This is a genomic window from Rhizobium anhuiense bv. trifolii (assembly GCF_024346605.1).
GTDB lineage: Bacteria > Pseudomonadota > Alphaproteobacteria > Rhizobiales > Rhizobiaceae > Rhizobium > Rhizobium anhuiense.
In genome coordinates this window covers 4531615-4551997 of record NZ_CP098803.1, presented here as the reverse complement: position 1 = coordinate 4551997, position 20383 = coordinate 4531615, and the positions used below count along the sequence as shown (strand labels likewise).

Sequence of the window (20383 nt, the reverse complement as noted above, 5' to 3'; positions counted from 1 at the left end):
TTTTTCTAGCAATACTGCCGGACGAAGGATCGCCCGGCAGCAGTAGTAGACCGATAAAAGATAATTTTCCAGTCATTCGCACGTGCGAAAGAAAAGCATTTGACGCGCTCAGAGCGCCTTTTGCAATTCCGGTAGGACGTCGAAGAGATCGGCGACCAGTCCGTAGTCGGCAACCTGGAAGATCGGCGCCTCCTCGTCCTTGTTGATGGCGACGATCACCTTACTATCCTTCATCCCGGCCAGATGCTGGATGGCGCCTGATATGCCGCAGGCGATATAGAGCTGCGGCGCCACCACCTTGCCGGTCTGGCCGACCTGCCAGTCGTTCGGCGCATAACCGGCATCGACGGCCGCACGGCTTGCCCCGACGGCAGCCCCGAGCTTGTCGGCGAGCGGCAGGATGACTTCCCGGAACTTCTCGGCAGAGCCGAGCGCCCGGCCGCCGGAGATGATGATCTTCGCCGAGGTCAGTTCCGGACGGTCGGAGGCCGACAGCGCATCGGCGACGAAGCGCGACAGAGCGGGATCGGAAACCGCTGCAACCGTCTCGATCGGCGCGGAGCCGCCTTCGGCTGCAGAGGCGAAGGAGGCGGTGCGCACGGTGATGACCTTCGTGGCATCGGTTGCCTGCACCGTCTGGATGGCATTGCCGGCATAGATCGGCCGTTTGAAGGTATCGGCAGAGATCACCTCGATGATCTCGGAGACCTGGGCGACATCGAGCAGGGCAGCGACGCGCGGCAGCACATTCTTGCCGACCGACGTCGCAGCCGAGAGGATCGTGTCGTAGCTACCGGCCAGCGAGACGATCAGGTCGGCCAGCGGTTCGGCCAGATTGTTGGCCAGCGCATCGCTTTCGGCCAGCAGCACCTTGGAGACGCCGGCAAGCTTGGCAGCCGCATCGGCAGCGGGCTTGGCGCCCTTGCCGGCGACCAGCACATGCACGTCGCCGCCGATCTTGGTTGCGGCCGTCAACGCCTTGGCGGTCTGGTCGGAAAGGCTTGCATTGTCGTGGTCAGCCAGAAGAAGAATGGTCATGATAAGGGCTCCCTGGTTCTGGCTTAAAGCACGCCGGCTTCGTTCTTGAGCTTGTCGACCAGCTCGGCGACCGACTTGACCTTGACGCCGGCCTTGCGGCCGGACGGCTCCTCGGTCTTCAACACCTTGAGGCGCGGTGTGGTGGAGACGCCAAAGTCGGCAGGAGACTTCTTGTCGAGCGGCTTCTTCTTCGCCTTCATGATATTCGGCAGCGAGGCATAACGCGGTTCGTTCAGGCGCAGGTCCGAGGTGACCACTGCCGGCAGCTTGATCTCGATCGTCTGCAGGCCGCCATCGACTTCGCGGGTGACGGTCGCCTTGCCATCGCCGATCTCGATCTTCGAGGCGAAGGTCGCCTGGGCAAACCCAAGCAGGGCCGCCAGCATCTGGCCGGTCTGGTTGCTGTCGTCATCGATCGCCTGCTTGCCGACGATAACAAGGCCGGGCTGTTCGGCATCGGCGACAGCCTTGAGGATCTTGGCGACCGCCAGCGGCTCGACCGCATCGTCGGTCTCGACCAGGATCGCCCGGTCGGCGCCCATGGCAAGGGCCGTCCTCAGCGTCTCCTCGGCCTTGGCAGGACCGATCGACACCACGACAACCTCCTCGGCCTTGCCGGCTTCCTTCAGCCGCAGCGCCTCTTCCACCGAGATCTCGTCGAACGGGTTCATCGACATCTTCACATTGGCAAGCTCGACACCCGTGCCATCCGGCTTCACCCGGATCTTCACGTTGTAGTCGACAACCCGTTTGACTGGGACGAGTATCTTCATGGGGTCCTTCCTTCAGGAGAAACTGGCTTCAGAGGCTTTTTTAGAAAATGCGCGCTTGGGCGCCGCTCCGATTGTCGAATGGCGACATGGATACGCGTTTTTCCTCCAAATTCAACGCTTCCATGACGCCGGCAGGCAATTTGCCTCGGCAATATATGGACGTTTACGTTCACGTCAATATAGCTATCAGCGTCGGCCCCAGGGAAAGCGCTGCGCCGTTTGCCCGTCCGTACCGGCCGCGATGGCCGGACCGGCACTGCGGTCGTTTCTCACGGCGCGGGGCGTGACGATCTGCCGGTCGAAGAGCGGTACACCCGGCCGGCGCAACACCAGGATCAGAAGAGCGCCGGCAAGAATGCCGCCGACATGCGCGCCCCAGGAAACGTCGCTATCAGGGGTGATCGCCAGCATGAAGAACTGCTGCCCGATCCACAAAAGCAGCGGAATGAAGGCCGGCAGGGGCAGTGGCACACGGAAGAACACCAGCACCCAGACCCTGACGCGCGGATGCAGCATGACATAGGCGGCAACGACGCCGGAGATCGCCCCCGAGGCGCCGACCAGCGGCGCTTGCGAGGTCATGGTCAGCAGGCCGTGGCAGAGCGCGCCGGCGGCCGCGCAGAGGAGGTAGAAAATCAGGAAACGCAGATGCCCCATGGCATCCTCGACATTGTCGCCGAAGACCCAGAGGAAGATCATGTTGGAGGCCAGATGCCAGAAGCCGGCATGGACGAAGGCATAGGTGAGATAGGTCAGCGGTTCCGGCACGATTTCCAAGCCCGGCGCCAGCACAGCGTCGCCGAAGGCGATCGCGGGGATATAGCCTAGCCCGACAGTTGTCGCCTGGGCTGCCTGTTCGCTCTCCAGGCTGGTCAAAAGCCAGACCGCGATATTCAGTGCGATCAGTGAGAGTGTCACCCACTGGACCTTGATATGTTTCAGCGTATTGGCGTCGTGAAGTGGTATGAACATAAGGCCCCCCGGCGATCGTGCGGCAAGCCTATCTGTTTTTTCCCGGAACCCAAAGCACATCCGCATGGCCGCGGTCATTGGCATGGCGTGCGGCGACGAAGAGAAAATCGGAGAGCCGGTTGACATATTTCATCGCCGCCTCGCTGACGATTTCGCCATCGGTGCGGGCAAGCGCCACCATCTGACGTTCGGCGCGCCGTGCAATCGTCCGGGCAAGATGCAGATGTGCGGCGGCCGGGCTGCCGCCCGGCAGGATGAAGGATTTCAGCGGCTCGAGAGCGGCATTCAGCTGGTCGATATCGCGCTCGACGCGGTCGACCTGCGTCTCGACGATCCGCAGCGGCTCATAGGCCGGCGGCTCACCGGTGTCAGGGGTGGCGAGATCGGCGCCGAGATCGAAGAGATCATTCTGGATCGACATCAGCATGGCGTCGAGTTCGGGCAGGCCTGAAGTGTGCAGCCGCGCCAGGCCGATCGCGGAATTGGCCTCGTCGATCGTGCCATAGGCCTCGACGCGCAGATCGTCCTTTGTCCGGCGCGGGCCGGAAACCAGCCCGGTCGTGCCGTCGTCACCTGTCTTGGTGTAGATCTTGTTGAGTTTGACCACGGTTCCCCCTCAAAGCGCCGTCAAGTCGGGCGGCCGCCGCCGGTCAGCCAGAGCGTTATCATGATCAGGACGACGGCGATCGCCTGCAACAGGACGCGAAGCTGCATCAGCTTGTTGGAGCGGTTGGCATCGCCGCCCTTCATCATGTTGAAGAGACCGCGGATCAGCACCAGGGCGACGGCGCCCATAACGATGATCGCGAGGACATAGGTGAACGTGGACATGGCACTCAGCTTTCTCAGTCAGTCCGTCCAGCGCATCAGGCGGTAGAAGAGGTCTGCCGGAAGCAGCCGCTTCAGGAACATGCCCTGCTTAGCCGGAGTCGTTACGGGATAATGTGGTCTTGGATTTTTCGAGTTCAATGCGTGTTTCAATACGGAATAGACCGCCTCCGGGCCGAGTTTATGGCGGTTGACCGGCCCCGATCCGTCGAGCCTTGCCAGTTGTCTGCTGTAATCGACCGCGTGCGGCGAATTGTCGAGGTCGATATTCTCCTTGATCTTTGCAAGCGCGTTGGCGGTGAAACGGGTGGCGATCGGTCCCGGCTCGATCAGGCTCACATGGATTCCGCTGCCTTGCAACTCCATGCGCAGCGTGATGCTGAGGCCTTCGAGCGCGAATTTGGATGCGGTGTAGGCGCCGCGATAACGATAGGGCACGACACCGAGGATCGACGAGCATTGGACGATCCGCCCCTCTCCGCGTTTGCGCATCGGCGGAATGACCTGCCGCGTCAGTTCGTGCCAGCCGAAGAAATTCGCCTCGAACTGGGCGCGCAGCACTGCAGTCGAAAGATCCTCGACGGCGCCCGGCTGGCCGTAGGCGCCGTTGTTGAAGAGCGCGTCGATGCGGCCGCCGCTGCGTTCGAGAACCGCGCCGACCAGATCGGAAATCGTCTCGGGCCTGGTATAGTCCATCAGGAAGGTCTCTATGCTGTCTGCTTCCAACCCCTTGAGGTCGTCCGGCTTGCGCACCGTCGCGAAGACACGCCAGCCATCGGCTTTCAGCGCCCGCGCGCAATGAGCGCCGATCCCGGACGAACATCCGGTGACGACGATGATGCGCTCTCCCGCCATGGAATGATTCCTGTACAAAATGGGACTCGTTTCCCATATTCGGCCAGAGGATACAATCTGGAAAGCCGGAGACGGAATGCCGAAGGTGCTGCGCACGATCTACGACGTGGTCTATGACGCGATCTGTCACATGGTCGAGGACGACGGCTTTGCCATGGCAAGTCACGTGGCACTGTCGAGCCTGCTTGCGGTTTTCCCGTTCCTGATCTTCGGCACCGCGCTTGCAAGCTTCCTCGGCGCCGATCAGTTCTCCTCGACCGCCATCCACCTGATCTTCGACACCTGGCCCGAGGCGATCGCCAAGCCGCTGGCCGACCAGGTGCTGCAGGTGCTGACCATTCCGCGCGGCGGGCTGCTGACGATCTCCGTGCTGGCGGCCGCCTATTTCGCTTCGAACGGCGTCGAGGCGTTGCGCATCTCGCTCAACCGCGCCTACCGGGTGCAGGAGACGCGGCCCTGGTATTTCACCCGTCTCTTCAGCCTCGGCTACGTGTTGATCGCGGTCATCATCTTTGCGGCGATCAGCATTCTGCTCGTCGCCCTGCCGCTGGCGCTCGATTATTCCAGGAAATGGTTCCCACTGTTTGCCGATACGCTCGACATCGTCTTCAGCTGGCGCATCTACGGCACGCTGGTGGTTCTGACGGTTGGACTGCTGGTCATGCATCTCTGGCTGCCGGCCGGCAAACGACGGGTCTTCGACGTTATTCCGGGCGTTTTGCTGACACTGCTTCTGTGGCTCGCCGGCGCACTGATCTTTGCCTACTACCTGGCGACCTTCGCCAATTATACGGCAACTTATGCCGGTCTGGCCTCCGTCATGATCGTGTTGATCTTCCTCTACATGGTCGGCGTCATCTTCATCATCGGGGCGGAGATCAATGCGGCGCTGATCAAGTTCCGCGTCTTCCGGATGTTTTCCCATACGCTTTCGATCGTCGGCAGAGAGCGTGTCGAAAGGCCATCAGAGCCCGACAAGACGGCGAATATCCGCTCCTGACATGCCTTGGGCGCGCAATTCGCCAAGCCCGGTGTCGCCTTCGCTTTTCGAAAGTTTGCGGCCGTCGACGCCGAGAATGAGGCGATGATGGTGATAGACCGGCTGCGGTAGCCCGAGCAGCACCTGCAGCAGCCTGTGCACCGATGTCGCATGGAAGAGGTCGAGCCCCCGCACGACATGGGTGACGCCCTGCAGCGCATCGTCAACGACAACGGAAAGATGATAGCTCGATGGCGCATCCGAGCGCGACAAGATGACGTCGCCCCAGACGCCGGGCTCGGCGGCGATTTCGCCAGTCCTACCGTCGCCGGTTTCAGTCCAGAACAGCAGCTGACCGATCAGGTCGAGCGCCTTGCGCATATCGAGCCGCCAGGCATGTTTCCTCCCCGCGGTCAGCATTTCCTGCCATTCGTCTTTCGGCCGGTCGCGGTCACCTGCCGGATAATGCGGAGTGCCGTCTGGATCGCGTGGCCAGGATTCTCCCGCCGCCTCGTAGGCCGCGACGCGCGCCTTCACCTCGCCGCGCGTCAGGAAGGCCGGGTAGACCAGACCGCGCTCGATCAGCGCATGCAATGCTGCCTGATATTCGGGGAAATGTTCCGACTGGCGCCGCACCGGGCTTTCCCAGCGGATATCAAGCCAGTCGAGATCCCGGTGGATGCCGGCCTCGAACTCGGGCGTACAGCGTGTCTGGTCGATATCCTCGATGCGGAGCAGCAGGCGGCCTTGTTCAGCCCGCGCCATGTCGTGGTTCAGCAGCGCCGAGAGGGCATGGCCGAGATGCAACGCCCCGTTGGGACTCGGCGCAAAGCGAAAGACGGGTTTTTGACGCTCACTCGTGGTCATGCTTTCTTCTGCCATGGATTCGGCTTTTGAACCACTGCGAGGCAATGTGCAGATCATCCGCAACGAAGACGACGTCAGGCAGGGGCTCGAAGCATTGCTTCGCCTCGATCCGCGCCTTGCGCCGATCGCAGCGGACGCCGGACCCGTTCCGCTGCGATTGCGCGAACCCGGCTTTGCCGGGCTTGCCCATATCATCGTCTCGCAGATGGTGTCGCGCGCCAGCGCCGACGCGATCTGGCGGCGCATGCTGCCAGCGGATGGTCTTTTGACTGCCGAAGGCTACATGCTGCTTCACGCAGAGGCATGGCGCGAATTCGGCCTGTCGCGCGCCAAGGCCGACACTCTGTCGCGGATCGCCGAAGCGGTTGCCTCCGGCCGCCTCGATCTCTCCGGCCTCTGCCTGAAGCCGCCGGGCGAGGCGCTTGGCGAACTCACCGCGCTGAAGGGTATCGGCCCTTGGACGGCGGAGGTCTATCTGATGTTTTGCGGCGGCCATGCCGATGTTTTCCCGGCCGGCGATGTCGCACTGCAGAATGCGGTCGGGACGGCATTCGGCCTTGCGGCACGGCCGCAGGCGAAGGCGCTTGCCGAGCTTTCGGAAGTCTGGTCGCCGTGGCGCTCGGTGGCGGCACGGCTTTTCTGGGCCTATTACGCCACGAAAATGCGCCGCGACATGGTGCCGATCGGCTGATCGGCAACACTCTTCATTTTGCCTTTATCCTCTGAATTTATTGGACTTCACAATCCTGTAACAACCGGCCTAATATACAGGTGCAGATGCCGAATCGATCAGGAGAGTCCCTTGACGATTGCAGTCTCCCCGCAGGCCCTGCCGGCGCTCGTCCTGAACGCTGACTACCGGCCGCTGAGTTATTATCCCTTGTCGCTATGGTCCTGGCAGGACGCGATCAAGGCGGTATTTCTCGACCGTGTGAATATCATCGCAGAGTATGAACATTCGGTTTCCTCACCGAGCTTCTCGATGCGGCTTCCGAGTGTCGTGTGCCTCAAGACTTACGTTCAGCCGTCCCGCAATCCCGCTTTCACCCGGTTCAACGTCTTCCTGCGCGACCGGTTCGAATGCCAGTATTGCGGCGCCCATGACGACCTGACCTTCGATCACGTCATCCCGCGCGCCCATGGCGGCGAGACGACCTGGGAGAATGTCGTGGCTGCCTGTTCGCCGTGCAATCTGCGCAAGGGCAGCAAGCTTCCCAAGCAGGCAGGCATGTTCCCGGCGCAGAAGCCCTACCAGCCGACGGTGCAGGATCTGCACAATAACGGCCGGCTGTTCCCGCCGAACTATCTGCATGACAGCTGGCTCGATTATCTCTACTGGGATACCGAACTGCAGCCGTGATCGAGTTGCTTACAGCACGGCGTCCTTCGGAGGCACAGAGAACGGCCGACTTAAGGGATTATGCAGAGGCAGCCCTGCGAACGCCTGCAAAGGCGAAGGCTGCGAGCAGAATTCCGGCAATCACGTTCCAGCCTGCAAAAGACAGGCCGAGCACCCGCAGCGCCGCATCGGTGCAGGACGGGCCTTTGATGGTGTTGAGTTCGCCGAGCAGATCGCCGGCATTGGTCGTCATGCTGCTTGCCGTGGTCGAGCAGGTGGCCGGCCCCGGCCAGAAATGCCATTCGACGCCAGCGTGATAGACACCCATGCCTGCCGTGACCAGCATCAGGATGCCGGCCGCCAGGATGAGCGCGCGGGTGATCCAGTTCGGCAGGCCGACGAGCTCGGAGATTGCGGCGAGAATCGCGATCGGGACGGCGTAATAATAAGGCTGGCGCTGCAGCAGGCAGAGCGCGCAGGGAATATAGCCGCCGATATATTGGAAGCCCAGCGCCGTGCCGACGACGGCCGCCATGCCGATCGCGAGCAGCAGGGAATAGGTAAAGCCGGGGCGGGTGAGCGGCGAGGAAGTGGCAGTCATGGCGGAACTCCGCAAAGTTGGTAAAGCCTGAGATGCGGATTCAGATTTTAGGCCTGTTCGGCCGAAAATCATCCTGTTCTAGTGAGCGAGATAGCGGTAGGCGGGATATAACACGATCACGGCGGCGGCACCGACGCTGACGATCTGGCCGAGGCGCTTCTCGATGAAATGGCGGATCGGCTCGCCGTAACGGCGCAGCAGCCAGGCGAGGAAGAGGAAACGCGCGCCGCGCGCGACGATCGCCGAGACGACGAAAAGCCCCAGATTGACGTGGATGACGCCGGACAAAATCGTGACGATCTTGATTGGCGGCAGATGCGCGAGACCCGAAGTGACGAGCAGCAGCAGGATCCACTCGTAGGTGACATAGGCCTTCATCTGCTCGAAGGCGTCGAGTTTGCCGTAGAATTCGAGAACCGGCCGCGCAACCGTTTCATAGGCGTAAAAGCCGAGCGCCCAGCCAGCAATGCCGCCGAGCACGGAGGCGACGGTTGCAATCAGCGCATAGCGGTAGGAGCGTTCCGGCCTCGAAAGCGCCATCGGCAGGAAGAGCACATCGGCGGGGACGAGAAAGACGGAGCTTTCGACGAAGGCGATGACGGCGAGCCAGACTTCGGCCGATTTGCGCGAGGCCAAAGACATGGTCCAGTCGTAAAGTCTGCGGAGCATTCCGTTTCCTTCCTGTTGCGGTGCAAAAGCTTTAGGGGCCGTGCGCGGTGCTGTAAATGCTCGCCCGTGTCCTTCCTGCCACCGCCGTCCAAAAATTTTCGTGATGCGGCGCATCCGCGCCTCTCTCGAGATTTCATGGGATTGCGAATCGGCCATTCTGCGGCAAGCTGTATTAGAGCATAGGGTCGACGTGCAGGGTGGCATGAGAATGTTCGAAGTGATCGAAGGCGGCCGTGGGCAGGCCGTGCAAATGGATGACCGGTCCGAAAAGGGGCGCGGACCGAGCAGAGACGATGTCCGCCAGGAGGCTGCGCGGCGGCTGAGCGCCAGCGGCTATCATCTGTCCCGCATCCGGGAGTTTGCGACCGGCGCGCCGATGCTGGCGTCTCTCAAATACTTGTCGCTACAGATCGATTTCGCGGCCGAGACATTGTCGCGCCTCGATCCGATCCCGGAGGATTTCCGTGCCGATGGCTATTGGCCGGCGGTCTAAAGCGCGTCGCAATCCTCAGATTCGCTTGCGATTTAGATGTTTGCTTTTACGCATGTCGGAATCGCAAAACCGCTGCTCAGTTTTGCGCGACCTACTCTAGGCAATCACGCTATCGCGCTCCCGCGAGAAATGCGGCGGTGTTTGCTCAGGACAGGTCCATCGACTTTTCCCATTGCTGGCGCAGGACGTTCATCTCCGTGCGCTTCTGGGCCATTTCGCTGACGGCGGCGCGCAGATTGGGATGGTGTGACATGAACATGTTAAAGTCTCGCCGCTCGAGCACCTCGAACTGGCAGAAATCGACGGCAATGACGTCGGCGGTGCGTCGTCCGCCGGTGAGAAGCGCCATTTCGCCAAAAAAGGCGCCCGGTTCCAGGCGGATCGCACCGCTGGCGAGCCGCACCTCCACCGCTCCCGAAGAGATGAAATACATGCTGTCGCCGCGGTCGCCGCGGCGAATGACGCGTTCGCCGGGAGGGGCGGACTTTGCCTTGAAGAGCAGCAGCAGCTCCTCTTGCGCGTCCTCGCTGACCTCGGAGAACAACGGGAAAGTTTCGATCAGCTGCTGCATCTTCAACTGATGCTGACGCTCGCGCTCCTCGCTGAGCGCCCTGATCTTTTCCAGTTCCTTGCCGAGCGCTTTCTGCCTCTTTCTGCCGTAATTTTCCCAAAGGGAGGGCCATGTCGAATGGATATATTTCTTCAGTCCGTCGGTCGCCAGGATCACGATCGGGTTCAGCGTAATCGACAGGATTGCGGCGGCAAGGATCAGATCCTGGCCCTCATGCGGCAGAAGCCCGAGCGACACGCCGAGACCGGCGAGGATGAAGGAGAATTCGCCGATCTGGGCGAGGCCGCCGGCCAATGTCAGCCCCAGGCCGATCGGATATCTGAGCAGGATAACGATGAGGAAGGTGATGATGCCCTTGCCGAGGATGACCAGCGCCAGCGCGCCGATCACGGCCAGCGGCTGGCGCACCAGGATCGAGGGGTCGAAGAGCATGCCGACGGAGACGAAGAACAGCACGGAGAAGGCATTCTGCAGCGGCAGCGAATCGGCGGCCGCCCTGTGGCTGAGCTGGGATTCGCTCATGACGACACCGGCAAAAAATGCGCCGAGTGCAAATGAGACGCCGAAGATCGCCGCCGAGCCGAAGGCAATGCCGAGCGCGATCGCCAGGACTGTCAGCGTGAACAGCTCACGCGAGCCGGTGCGGGCGATCATCGTCAGCAGCCAGGGCACGATGCGAGGGCCGAGGAAGATCGCCATGGCGGCGAAGGCCGCCACCTTCAACAGCGTCAGGCCGATCGTCAGCACCAGCGGCAGGTCGCCGAGGCCGTGGTTGGTCGTATCGGCGGCGTTGCCACCCAGAAGCTCTGCGAGCGCCGGCAGCAGCACCAGCGCCAGCACCATCACCAGATCCTCGACGATCAGCCAGCCGACGGCGACGCGTCCGCTTGGCGCGTTGACGAGATTGCGCTCCTCCAGCGCCTTCAAGAGAACGACGGTGCTCGCCACCGACAGGCTGAGGCCGAGGACGATGCCGGCGCCGAGGCTCCAGCCCCAGAGTTGGCAAAGGCCGACGCCGAGCAGGGTGGCGAGAATGATCCGTCCGATCGCGCCCGGCACGGCGATGCCGCGCACGGCGAGCAAGTCGGAGGCGGAAAAATGCAGGCCGACGCCGAACATCAAAAGGATGACGCCCATTTCGGCGAGCTGACCGGCAAGGGCGGTGTCGGCGACGAAGCCCGGGGTGAACGGCCCCATCAGGATGCCGGCCATCAGGTAGCCGACGAGCGGCGGCAGCCGGAGCCGATCGGCGCCGTAGCCCAGGATCGCGGCGAAAACAAAACTGACGGCAACCGTCGCGATGAGTCCTACTTCCTGATGCACGTCCGCCCTCTCTATTTGTAGCGGCGGCCACTTTGGACGAAGCGCAAGCAAAATTAAACAAGTGATTTGAGCGGTGAGGCCCCCTCACTCATAGTTCTGGCCCGCCAGATGCAGACGTTGTCTGCGGCACGGCCGGGCCGTCACAATGTTGGAACCACTTGCGGCTTGCCTCGTTGCCCTTTCATCAAGAAAGGAGAACGACATGCGGAAGATTATCCTGAACTGTACTGTGGCGGCCCTTGCCGCCTGCTCGTTTGCAGCGCCTGTTCTTGCCGATAGCGTCTATGTCAGGGAGCGTTCCTATGATGACGGCTATCGTCACGAGCGGGTACGACCTGGAATTACCATCAGCGAGCGAGGCGTCACTTTTGGTGCCGTGCGCGAACGTGAGCACCGCCGCTACCGCGATAGTGGCTGCGAAACCAGGAGCGTCACGCGCCAGACCGATGAAGGCGAGGTCACCAAGACGGTCCGACGCTGCAATTAACGAGACATACGCTACAAGGGCGAAGCCCGGTTCCCACGAGCCGGGTTTTCGCCTTTTGTGGCGCGACTGTCTGAATGGGTGGTGGAAGTGGTCCGTCGGTGTTATGAGCACGCCTTTGGTAAAAGCGCGTTCCCAGCGCAAATACCTCCCGCACAGGATTTTTACTATGATTGAGCTTACCCCGTCCCAGATCGCCGCACTCAAACTCGCCAGGGATGGAGATCTCTATCCTCAGCCAGCCAACAAATGGACGCACCAGAACGCGCAGGTGACTTACGCAAAAACCGACCGTTGGAAAGAGCGGCCGCAGAAAATCAAATCAGTCACTGCCAAGACGCTGGGTGAATTGAAGGAGCCGGGTTTCCTCGAGCGGCGGCATCTGGACGACGACGTCTCAAAAGACGTCTACGGCATCACCATGGCCGGCAAAATGTGGCTGTTGAAGAACAAGTAGGCTTCACCCGCAGGCGAATTTTGCTCCGTAGTCCCGTATCAGGTCTCCTGAGGCAGGGCTACGCGAAGCGATTTGAGATGATGGTGCAGCTAGCCGGAGCATTGTCGAACCAGTCCGCCTTCGTTCCTGACGGAACTACGGCGCGACAACCCTTCGCTTAGCTGCTCTTCGGCCTGCCGAGCCGAAGTTCGCAGAGCGTAGGTGGTGCCCCATGCCGGGGTCGAACCAGCACTTCTTTCGAAACTCGATTTTGAGTCGAGCGCGTCTACCAATTCCGCCAATGGGGCAACGGATACGAACGGGCGGCTGTCTAACATGCGAGCGCCTGCGCGCGCAAGACGGGCAAGCGAAGTTATCAGACCGATCCGGTGGAGAGACCCGGCCTCGTTTCGAGGCCGGGTCCGGTCGATATCAATGGGCTGCAGCGGGGGCCGGGCTGCTGAGGCCGGACTTCTTCAATGTGATCGCCAGGATCGAGGCCAGCAGGCAGAAGGCGCCGGCGACGAAGAAGGCGGGCAGATAGCTCGAAAGCTCCGTGCGCGAGAGGCCGGCGCCATAGGCGGCGGTGGCGGCTCCCAGCTGATGGCCGGCAAAGACCCAGCCGAAAACGAGGCCGACCTTTTCGCGGCCGAAGCGGTCGGCGGCGATCTTGACGGTCGGCGGCACGGTGGCGATCCAGTCAAGGCCGTAGAAAATGGCGAAGATGGAAAGGCCGTAAAAGCTGAAATCACTGAAGGGCAGGTAGAGCAGCGAGAGGCCGCGCAGGCCGTAATACCAGAACAGCAGCCAGCGATTGTCGAACCGATCGGAGAGCCATCCGGAGCCGATCGTGCCGAAGAAATCGAAGATGCCCATGACGGCGAGCACGCTGGCGGCGGCCACGGGCACGATGCCGAAATCGCCGCAGAGGGTGACGAAATGGGTCTGGATCAGGCCGTTGGTGCTGAGGCCGCAGATAAAGAAGGTGGCGAAGAGGATCCAGAAGGTCGAGGTCTTCGAGATTTCCCTGAGGACGGTGATCGGCGTCATCAGCGCGACGCCGAGCGAGGTGGCTGCCGGCGGCGGCGTCACGTGCGTTTCGCCGAGAGCCGGCAGGTTGAGGTCGGCCGGGCGGTCGCGCATGAAGGCGAGCACCGCAAGGGCTGCGACCATGATCATGGCGCAGACGAAAAACACCGTCGAGCGCCAGCCGTAGCGTTCCGTCAGCTCGGCCATCAGCGGCAGAAAGACGAGCTGGCCGGTGGCCGAGCTTGCCGAAAGCATGCCGACGACGAGGCCGCGATGCCTGGTGAACCAGCGGGAGGAGATCGTCGCGGCGAGCACCATGGCTGTCAGACCGGTGCCGAAGCCGACGACGATGCCCCAGAGCAGCAGCAACTGCCACAGCGTGGTCATGAACAGCGAACCGATGAAGCCGGCGCCGATCAGGGCGAGCGCGAAGACGATGACCTTGCGCACGCCGAAATAATTCATGAAGGCGGCGGCGAACGGACCCATGAAACCGAACAGGATCAGACGGATCGCCAGCGCCGAGGAAATCTGCGAGGTCTCCCAGCCGAACTCGTCCTGCAGTGGCTTGATGAGAACGCCGGGTGCGCCCATGGCGCCGGCGGTGACCAGCATGGTGAGGAAGGTCGCGGCAACGACGACCCAGCCGTAATGGATGTTGCGCCGGGCAAGGGTGGAGGCGAGGGCTGTGGAAACCATGGGCAAGATTCCGTTCGAATTCAGGTTCGCGAAAGTACAGGACCGATTTACATGATGGTCATCATATTTCTTGCGTATTGATGATGGACGTCATATATTTTGTCAAGCGACTATTTCTGGAGACGAAAAATGCGGGTCAGCCGCGAGAAATTTGCCGAAAACCGCGAAAAGATCCTGAGCGTTGCGGGCGTGCTTTTCCGCGAGAACGGTTTCGACGGGGTCGGCGTTGCTGACATCATGAAGGCGGCGGGGCTGACGCATGGCGGCTTCTACGGTCATTTCAGTTCGAAGGACGATCTGGCGCTCGAGGTCAGCCGCAAGCTGATCGACAGAGTGGAAACGCGGTGGAAGGAGCACATCGCCGAATCGCCGGACCGGCCGCTGGCAGCACTTCTCGACCATTATATTCACTGGCGCACGGTCGACGATCCGGGTGGCAGCTGCGTCTTCGCAACGCTGATCCAGGAGGTGAGCCGCAGCCGGGGGGCTGTCCGCGCGGTCTTCAGCGACGGGCTGTCCGTGCTGGTCGACACGCTCGCCGATATCGTTCCCGGCGAGACTGAAGAAGAACGCCGGGCCAATGCCGCGACGACGCTCTCGTCGATGATGGGCGCCGTCATTCTTGCCCGCGCGGTCGAGGATAGGGCGCTTGCCGAGCAATTTCTGGTGACGATGCGCCGGCAGCTCGACCCCGGCAGCCGGATGTAAGATCGGTCGTGGAATAGTCATAATGCCGATCTCCCTCTCCGCGCGGGCGCGTAGAGGGATCTGCCTCGCTCATGCCTGCTGAGAAGTCGGCCGGCTGACTACTTGAAGCCGGCGACGGCGTGCGGGATGTAGGGTGCTTCCAGTGTCGCGATTTCCTCGGGGGTAAGCTTGACCAAGAGCGAGGCAACGGCGTCCTGCAAATGGTTCGGTTTCGAGGCACCGATGATCGGCGCGGTCACCGCGCTCTTCTGCAGGATCCAGGCGGTTGCGACCTGGGCGCGGGAGATGTTGCGGGTCCTGGCGATCTCGGCCACCGCCTCGACGATTCTGCGGTCGGCATCGATGGACTGGGTGTAGAGCGTCTTGCCGAATTCGTCGGTTTCGCTGCGTGCCGTCGTCTCGTCCCAGTCGCGGGTCAGGCGGCCGCGGGCCAGCGGGCTCCAGGGGATGACGGCGATCTTCTGATCCTCGCAGAGCGGCAGCATTTCGCGCTCTTCCTCGCGGTAGAGCAGGTTCAGGTGGTCCTGCATGCTGACGAATTCGGTCCAGCCGTTCAGCCTGGAGACGTAGAGCGCCTTGGCGAACTGCCAGGCATACATGGAGGAAGCGCCGATATAACGCGCCTTGCCCGATTTGACCACGTCGTGCAGCGCTTCCAGCGTTTCCTCGATCGGCGTCGTATAGTCGAACCGGTGGATCTGGTAGAGATCGACATAGTCGGTGCCGAGGCGACGCAGACTGTTGTCGATCTCGTCGAAGATCGCCTTGCGTGACAGGCCGGCGCCGTTCGGGCCCGGCCGCATGCGATTGAACACCTTGGTCGCCAGCACGATATCCTCGCGTTTGGCGAAATCTTTGATGGCGCGGCCGACGATCTCCTCCGAGGAACCGTTGGAATAGGTGTTGGCGGTGTCGAGGAAATTGATGCCGAGGTCGATTGCCTGCCTGATCATCGTCCGGCTTTCGTCTTCCCTGAGGCTCCAGGCATGATTGCCGCGGCCGGGATCGCCGAAGGTCATGCAGCCCAGGCAGATTTTCGCCACTTCCAGTCCGGTCTTCCCAAATTTTGCGTATTCCATGAAACGGCTCCGTGATGAATTGGTGGCCCCCAGGCGGCTTTCCATGATCTAGTGCGAAAGCCGGCAAAGTCGCAGGGCACCTGGCGAAGAATCCGTTCTGCCATGCGTGCAACTATGCGTGATGGCTTTGAAGCCGGGCAGTCATCGCCGCCCAGACCGGCCGCTTGCGCAATTGCAGCACAAGGTGTTAGCTGGTGCAACATTCACCGGATTTTGCCTATGAAACTGCCGCCCCATGATCGCTACGACGATCTCTATCGCGATTTTTCGTGGCGGATTCCCGAAGATTTCAATATCGGCCGCGCCGTCAGCGACGACTGGGCCGCGAGAGATCCGGAGCGCGTCTGTCTCGAGCATTTCAGCCCGGATGGCCATCACCGCGCGATGACCTATCGCGCCCTCGCCGACCAGTCCTCGGCCTTCGCCAATGCGCTCGTTTCGCTTGGGGTGGAGCGCGGCGATCGTGTCGCGCTGCTCTTGCCGCAATCCTTCGAGACGGTGATCGCACATGTGGCGATCTACAAGACCGGCGCGGTCGCGCTGCCGCTGGCGCTGCTCTTCGGCGTCGAGGCGCTGGAATACCGGCTGAAGGCAGCAGGTGTTGCAGCAATCGTCACCAATGGTTTCGGTCTCGAGCGCATCCGGCAGATCCGCGATCGCCTGCCGATGCTGAAACATGTCGTCAGCATCGACCGGGCGGATGTCGATGCGGTTGCCTTTGGCGATCTGGTGAACGGCCATCCCACTGTCTTCGACGTCGCCAGGACCGGTCCGGACGATCCGGCGCTGATGATCTTCACCTCGGGAACGACGGGGCCGCCCAAGGGCGCGCTGCATGGTCATCGCGTTCTGCCCGGCCATATTCCCGGTATGCAGTTTGCCCATGAGGGCTTTCCGAAAGTGGGCGACAAGGTGTGGACGCCGTCCGACTGGGCCTGGGCGGGCGGTCTGCTCAATGCGCTGCTGCCGAGCCTGTTGCTCGGGATTCCCGTCGTCTCGTCGCCGGCGCAGAAATTCGATGCCGACATGGCCTATCGCATCATGGCCGAGATGAAGGTGCGCAATGCCTTCATTCCGCCGACGGCGCTGCGGCTGATGCGATCCGTTGCCGATCCGCGCTCGAAATATGATCTGGTGCTGCGCACCATCGGCTCGGCCGGCGAGGCGCTCGGCCGTGAGACTTATGAATGGGCGCGGCGTACGCTCGGCATCACTATCAATGAATTCTACGGCCAGACGGAGTGCAATTTCGTGCTCTCGTCGAGTGCTGCCCATGGCGTCACCAAGGCAGGCGCCATCGGACGGGCGGTGCCGGGGCATCGCGTCGCCATCGTCAGCGAAGCGGGTGACGAATTGCCGGCCGGCGAACCGGGCCAGATCGCCATTGCCAGTCCCGACCCCGTCATGTTCCTCGGCTACTGGAACGATGCGGCGGCGACCGAGCGGAAGTTCGCCAAAGGCTGGCTGCTCACCGGCGATATCGGCCGTCAGGACGCCGAGGGTTATGTCACCTTCGAAGGCCGCGACGACGACGTCATCACCTCGTCGGGATATCGCATCGGCCCGGCCGAGATCGAGGATTGTCTGATCGGCCATCCCGCCGTGCAGCTTGCCGCCGCCGTCGGCAAACCTGATGCCGTGCGCACAGAGATCGTCAAGGCCTATATCGTGCTGTCACCGGGTCATCATCCAAGCGAAGCGCTGGCCGCCGATATCAGGGAATGGGTAAAGACGCGGCTTTCAATGCACGAATATCCGCGCGAGGTGGAATTCATCGACGCCTTGCCGCTGACGACCACCGGCAAGGTGATCCGCCGGCTGCTGCGCGAAAGGGCGGCGGCCGAAAATTAGCCCCGGCCGGCAAGCGACATGATCTTCTCGCGCAGCATCTTCGCCATATTGCGGGTGCTGCGGTACATATGGAGTTGGGCCGAGACCTGGCGCATGTCGCGGTCGCCGTTCTGCGTCAGGCCGATCACCAGCGTTCCCATCTCCTCGCGCTCCTGCCAGAAGCGGCTCATGATCGGATGATCGGAGACGGCACAGGAATCGGAACGCACGATATTGGCGTCGTCGAGATGCCATTCGGTGAGCTCGCTCATCAAGAGCTTGCCCGGCGAATAGCGGGCATAGTTCTCGTCATAGGCGGTCTTCCAGGTATAGGCTTCGCCGCCCATCATCAGGACGACGATGGCGGCGATCGCCTTGCCATTGAGATCGATCGTGTGAATACGCACGGCATCGACGGCGGCAAGGTTCGACACCGCCTCGCGGGCAAAGGCCGTGTGATAGCGATCGGTGACGAGAGCGCTTCGCCGCTTGCCCTTCCAGCCACCGGCTTCCATCGCCAGGAATTCCTCGAAGCGGATATGGATTTCGCGCGGCTGGCGGGCGACGGCATAGACCGCCGTTCCCTGTTCCTCCAGCAGGCGCCACTGACGGCGCATTTCGCGCATATGCGAGGAGGAAATGGTTTTGCCGAGATAGGCCGGCGCCTCTTCGTCGCTCTGCAGCATCGGGCGCTGGTAAGGATTGGTGACGGTGACGGGAAGGTTGCGGCTGAGCGCCACAGCCTTGAGCATGCGCACGAAGATGCCGTTCAGCCGCAGATCCGGCAGAACCAGAATGCCGGGCAGATTGAGATCGCGCACGGTCAGGGCCTCGAAGAGATTGTCGAGGGTCTCGGCAGCATCCTCGGCATCGACGAGCGGCGTGCCGAGCGGGCCGAAACTGTTCGACCAGCCGCGGATGATCGACGGGCCGACGGCAAAACCGGGCCGGTCGACCGAAAACGGCATCAGGAAGCGCATGCGGCTGCGGCCGGCATTGTGGTCGCGGATCAGGGCGAAGTTCACCTGCCGGTCCTCAAGCCGCGGCATAGCGGGGGCGAGAAAGCGGCCGGAGAAGAAGACGTTCGGTTCCATCGCCCGGTTGGAGAGGAAATCGAGCTCATCCTGAAGTTCATAGCCGAGTTTGCCGGGATAGAGGCAGAGCTCGCGCCCCGGCCGGCCGATCTCGGCGCGGGCCTCGGCCTGCGGCGCTTCGAAATGCAGCGCGGCGAGATCATGCACCATGCGGTTGGCGGCGCTGTTGGTGCTTTCGGTAACGGGGGGAACACGCACCATCTATCGAACTCTCATTTCTGGCGTTGCGGCGGAGGGGCTGGCGAAGGCGAACAGGACGATACCGAGCGTGCGGCGCACGGCGAGATGCAGCAGGATCGCCTCGACCGCCATGGCCGAGGCCGTGGCAATCGCCGTGCCCTCGATGCCATAATGCGGGATCAAAGCGAGGTTGAGGCCGACATTGGCCGTCAGTGCGCCGGCATAGAGTGCGACGCAGAGGTTCTGCTTGCCTGCCATCATCAACAACGTTTCGGCGGGGCCGACCAGCGACTTGGCGAGGATGCCGGCGAGCAGGATCGCCATGACCAGATAGCCTGATGTGAAGGCGCCGCCGAAGAGCGATAGCAGCAGATGGCCGGCCGCAAGCACGGCAAGGCCGACACCGAGCGCCGGCCAGAAGGTCCAGCGGGCGGCGTCGATGGCAGCGGTCGCCAGCTGTCCGTGGTCGCCTTCGGCGATGATCGAGGAGAAGCGCGGGCCGGAGGCTGCCTTGACCGAGAAATTGATGAAATGCACCAGCGCCATCGTCTTGGCGGCGGCGAAATAGATGGCGACATCGTGCGGTTCGAGGAAGATGCCGACGACGACGACATCGGAATTGGTGAGCAGGAAGCTCACGCCCTCGATCAGGAAAATCGGAAAGGCGACGCTGAACCAGGCGAGGAAATCGACCTTGCGCGGGCCTTCATCATAATGCCGGCGAAGGCGATAGAGCGTTGCGGCATACTGGCCGAGCGCGGTGACAAAGGTGGCGACGAGTGCTGCCTGCATCGCAGTGACGGCGGTGTGCTCGGCGCCGATGGCAATGGCGATGAGCATGAAGAGGATGATGAGGATCGGGCGGACGATATAGACCGGGCTCAGCGCCATCACCGGCCAGTGGTTGGCCCGCGACGTGCCTTCCAGAATGTCGCCGAGCGCGATCATCGGCATGGCGAGCAGGCCGATGAAGATCGGGACGAGATAATAGACCTGGATCATGTCGCCGAAGAAATGCAGACCGAGCGTGCCGGCGGCGAGCACCGCCGTGCCGGAAAGCAGCGCAAAGATGCGCGCCGTCCCGGTCAGGCCGCGGATTTCCTCGAAAGCGCCCGCTGCCCTGTATTGCGGCAGGAAGCGGATGATCGCCGTGTGGAACCCGAGGCATGAGAGATCGCCGAAGACGACGACCAGCACCCAGACGAAAACGAAGATGCCGTATTCATATTCGCCCATCAGCCGGGCGAGCACGATCTGGGAGACGAAGGCGAGAGCCGCGCTGAGGATACGGATCGAAAAGGCCGTCAGCGCCATGCGCTGGGCGGCCGCCTTCTCGCCGCGTTCCGTGAGCACGGCCGCAAGCATGCGCAGCGTACGGCCGCCGATCGGGCGCAGGCCCGCGGGCAGCATCTTCTCCGCTGTTTCTATGACCGCCATGATGAACACGCAAAACTCTAAGGTCAGGCAAATCGCGCATGAAGTCTTGACAGAACAGGGTTAAGAAACGGTTCCGGATCGGGCTTGCTGCCCGACGCT

Annotated in this window: 22 protein-coding genes and 1 tRNA gene; 8 read left to right on the top strand and 15 right to left on the bottom strand. The window is 62.1% G+C overall.

From position 1 onward, the window contains the following. Positions 1–108 precede the first annotated feature (108 nt). From NE851_RS30910 to NE851_RS30885, 6 genes are all read right to left on the bottom strand, one after another. A complete protein-coding gene (locus NE851_RS30910; RefSeq protein WP_127431850.1) occupies positions 109–1038 on the bottom strand; it encodes an electron transfer flavoprotein subunit alpha/FixB family protein in 930 nt (309 codons plus the stop codon). Between the two features lie 23 nt (positions 1039–1061). Next, on the bottom strand, positions 1062–1811 hold the full coding sequence (locus tag NE851_RS30905) for an electron transfer flavoprotein subunit beta/FixA family protein (protein ID WP_254959597.1): 750 nt from the start codon (positions 1809–1811) through the stop codon (positions 1062–1064). A 186-nt stretch (positions 1812–1997) separates the two neighbouring features. After that, the gene (locus tag NE851_RS30900) at positions 1998–2783 is read right to left on the bottom strand and encodes a rhomboid family intramembrane serine protease (RefSeq protein ID WP_063476299.1); all 786 of its coding nucleotides are present in this window, start codon (positions 2781–2783) and stop codon (positions 1998–2000) included. Between the two features lie 28 nt (positions 2784–2811). Continuing rightward, a complete protein-coding gene (locus NE851_RS30895; RefSeq protein WP_047619913.1) occupies positions 2812–3390 on the bottom strand; it encodes a cob(I)yrinic acid a,c-diamide adenosyltransferase in 579 nt (192 codons plus the stop codon). 20 nt (positions 3391–3410) lie between these two features. Continuing rightward, a complete protein-coding gene (locus NE851_RS30890; RefSeq protein WP_028757255.1) occupies positions 3411–3614 on the bottom strand; it encodes a twin transmembrane helix small protein in 204 nt (67 codons plus the stop codon). Between the two features lie 18 nt (positions 3615–3632). Next, the gene (locus tag NE851_RS30885; protein ID WP_047619915.1) at positions 3633–4466 is read right to left on the bottom strand and encodes an SDR family oxidoreductase; all 834 of its coding nucleotides are present in this window, start codon (positions 4464–4466) and stop codon (positions 3633–3635) included. Between the two features lie 76 nt (positions 4467–4542). Between NE851_RS30885 and NE851_RS30880 the strand changes: the two genes are divergently transcribed. Further along, complete coding sequence (locus NE851_RS30880) at positions 4543–5466, top strand: YihY/virulence factor BrkB family protein (protein WP_047619916.1); 924 nt, start codon at positions 4543–4545, stop codon at positions 5464–5466. On the opposite strand, the gene gluQRS is transcribed toward NE851_RS30880, so the two are convergent. After that, entirely contained in the window at positions 5431–6312 is an 882-nt protein-coding gene (gluQRS, locus tag NE851_RS30875) for a tRNA glutamyl-Q(34) synthetase GluQRS (RefSeq protein ID WP_127431893.1), read from the bottom strand. The genes NE851_RS30880 and gluQRS overlap by 36 nt on opposite strands. Here gluQRS and NE851_RS30870 point away from each other — a divergent pair. After that, complete coding sequence (locus NE851_RS30870) at positions 6311–7003, top strand: DNA-3-methyladenine glycosylase family protein (RefSeq protein ID WP_028757259.1); 693 nt, start codon at positions 6311–6313, stop codon at positions 7001–7003. The two genes, gluQRS and NE851_RS30870, sit on opposite strands and share 2 nt — an antisense overlap. A 111-nt stretch (positions 7004–7114) precedes the next feature. Continuing rightward, positions 7115–7672, top strand: coding sequence for an HNH endonuclease (locus NE851_RS30865; RefSeq protein WP_004671754.1), 558 nt, complete (start codon positions 7115–7117; stop codon positions 7670–7672). A gap of 58 nt (positions 7673–7730) precedes the next feature. Here the strand turns inward: NE851_RS30865 and NE851_RS30860 are convergent, their stop codons facing one another. Both NE851_RS30860 and NE851_RS30855 read right to left on the bottom strand, forming a co-directional pair. Next, entirely contained in the window at positions 7731–8252 is a 522-nt protein-coding gene (locus NE851_RS30860; RefSeq protein ID WP_028757260.1) for a disulfide bond formation protein B, read from the bottom strand. Between the two features lie 78 nt (positions 8253–8330). Then, positions 8331–8921, bottom strand: a complete 591-nt coding sequence (locus NE851_RS30855; RefSeq protein WP_028757261.1) for a YqaA family protein — start codon at positions 8919–8921, stop codon at positions 8331–8333. Between the two features lie 202 nt (positions 8922–9123). Between NE851_RS30855 and NE851_RS30850 the strand changes: the two genes are divergently transcribed. Continuing rightward, the gene (locus NE851_RS30850; protein WP_028757262.1) at positions 9124–9414 is read left to right on the top strand and encodes a hypothetical protein; all 291 of its coding nucleotides are present in this window, start codon (positions 9124–9126) and stop codon (positions 9412–9414) included. A gap of 145 nt (positions 9415–9559) precedes the next feature. On the opposite strand, the gene NE851_RS30845 is transcribed toward NE851_RS30850, so the two are convergent. Further along, entirely contained in the window at positions 9560–11308 is a 1749-nt protein-coding gene (locus NE851_RS30845) for a cation:proton antiporter domain-containing protein (RefSeq protein ID WP_028757263.1), read from the bottom strand. Positions 11309–11510: 202 nt separating this feature from the next. On the opposite strand from NE851_RS30845, the gene NE851_RS30840 reads away from it, so the two are divergent. Together NE851_RS30840 and NE851_RS30835 are read left to right on the top strand one after the other, a co-directional pair. Continuing rightward, positions 11511–11795 carry a hypothetical protein gene (locus NE851_RS30840; protein WP_047619967.1) on the top strand — a complete coding sequence of 95 codons (285 nt, stop codon included), beginning with the start codon at positions 11511–11513 and terminating at the stop codon, positions 11793–11795. A gap of 166 nt (positions 11796–11961) precedes the next feature. Continuing rightward, positions 11962–12249 carry a hypothetical protein gene (locus NE851_RS30835; RefSeq protein ID WP_028757264.1) on the top strand — a complete coding sequence of 96 codons (288 nt, stop codon included), beginning with the start codon at positions 11962–11964 and terminating at the stop codon, positions 12247–12249. Positions 12250–12451: 202 nt separating this feature from the next. On the opposite strand, the gene NE851_RS30830 is transcribed toward NE851_RS30835, so the two are convergent. Together NE851_RS30830 and NE851_RS30825 are read right to left on the bottom strand one after the other, a co-directional pair. Further along, positions 12452–12536, bottom strand: a tRNA-Leu gene (locus tag NE851_RS30830). A gap of 124 nt (positions 12537–12660) precedes the next feature. Then, positions 12661–13956 (bottom strand): MFS transporter, encoded by a 1296-nt coding sequence (locus NE851_RS30825; RefSeq protein WP_127431892.1) that lies wholly within the window; start codon positions 13954–13956, stop codon positions 12661–12663. A 129-nt stretch (positions 13957–14085) separates the two neighbouring features. On the opposite strand from NE851_RS30825, the gene NE851_RS30820 reads away from it, so the two are divergent. Beyond that, entirely contained in the window at positions 14086–14664 is a 579-nt protein-coding gene (locus NE851_RS30820; protein ID WP_028759089.1) for a TetR/AcrR family transcriptional regulator, read from the top strand. A gap of 98 nt (positions 14665–14762) precedes the next feature. Here the strand turns inward: NE851_RS30820 and NE851_RS30815 are convergent, their stop codons facing one another. Then, positions 14763–15743: an aldo/keto reductase gene (locus NE851_RS30815; protein ID WP_127431891.1), complete on the bottom strand. Its 981-nt coding sequence runs from the start codon at positions 15741–15743 to the stop codon at positions 14763–14765. Positions 15744–15962: 219 nt separating this feature from the next. On the opposite strand from NE851_RS30815, the gene NE851_RS30810 reads away from it, so the two are divergent. After that, the gene (locus NE851_RS30810) at positions 15963–17594 is read left to right on the top strand and encodes an AMP-binding protein (RefSeq protein WP_127431890.1); all 1632 of its coding nucleotides are present in this window, start codon (positions 15963–15965) and stop codon (positions 17592–17594) included. Here the strand turns inward: NE851_RS30810 and NE851_RS30805 are convergent. Together NE851_RS30805 and NE851_RS30800 are read right to left on the bottom strand one after the other, a co-directional pair. Continuing rightward, a complete protein-coding gene (locus NE851_RS30805; protein WP_047619931.1) occupies positions 17591–18868 on the bottom strand; it encodes a GNAT family N-acetyltransferase in 1278 nt (425 codons plus the stop codon). The two genes, NE851_RS30810 and NE851_RS30805, sit on opposite strands and share 4 nt — an antisense overlap. After that, positions 18869–20284: a lipopolysaccharide biosynthesis protein gene (locus NE851_RS30800; RefSeq protein WP_063476315.1), complete on the bottom strand. Its 1416-nt coding sequence runs from the start codon at positions 20282–20284 to the stop codon at positions 18869–18871. Positions 20285–20383 lie beyond the last annotated feature (99 nt).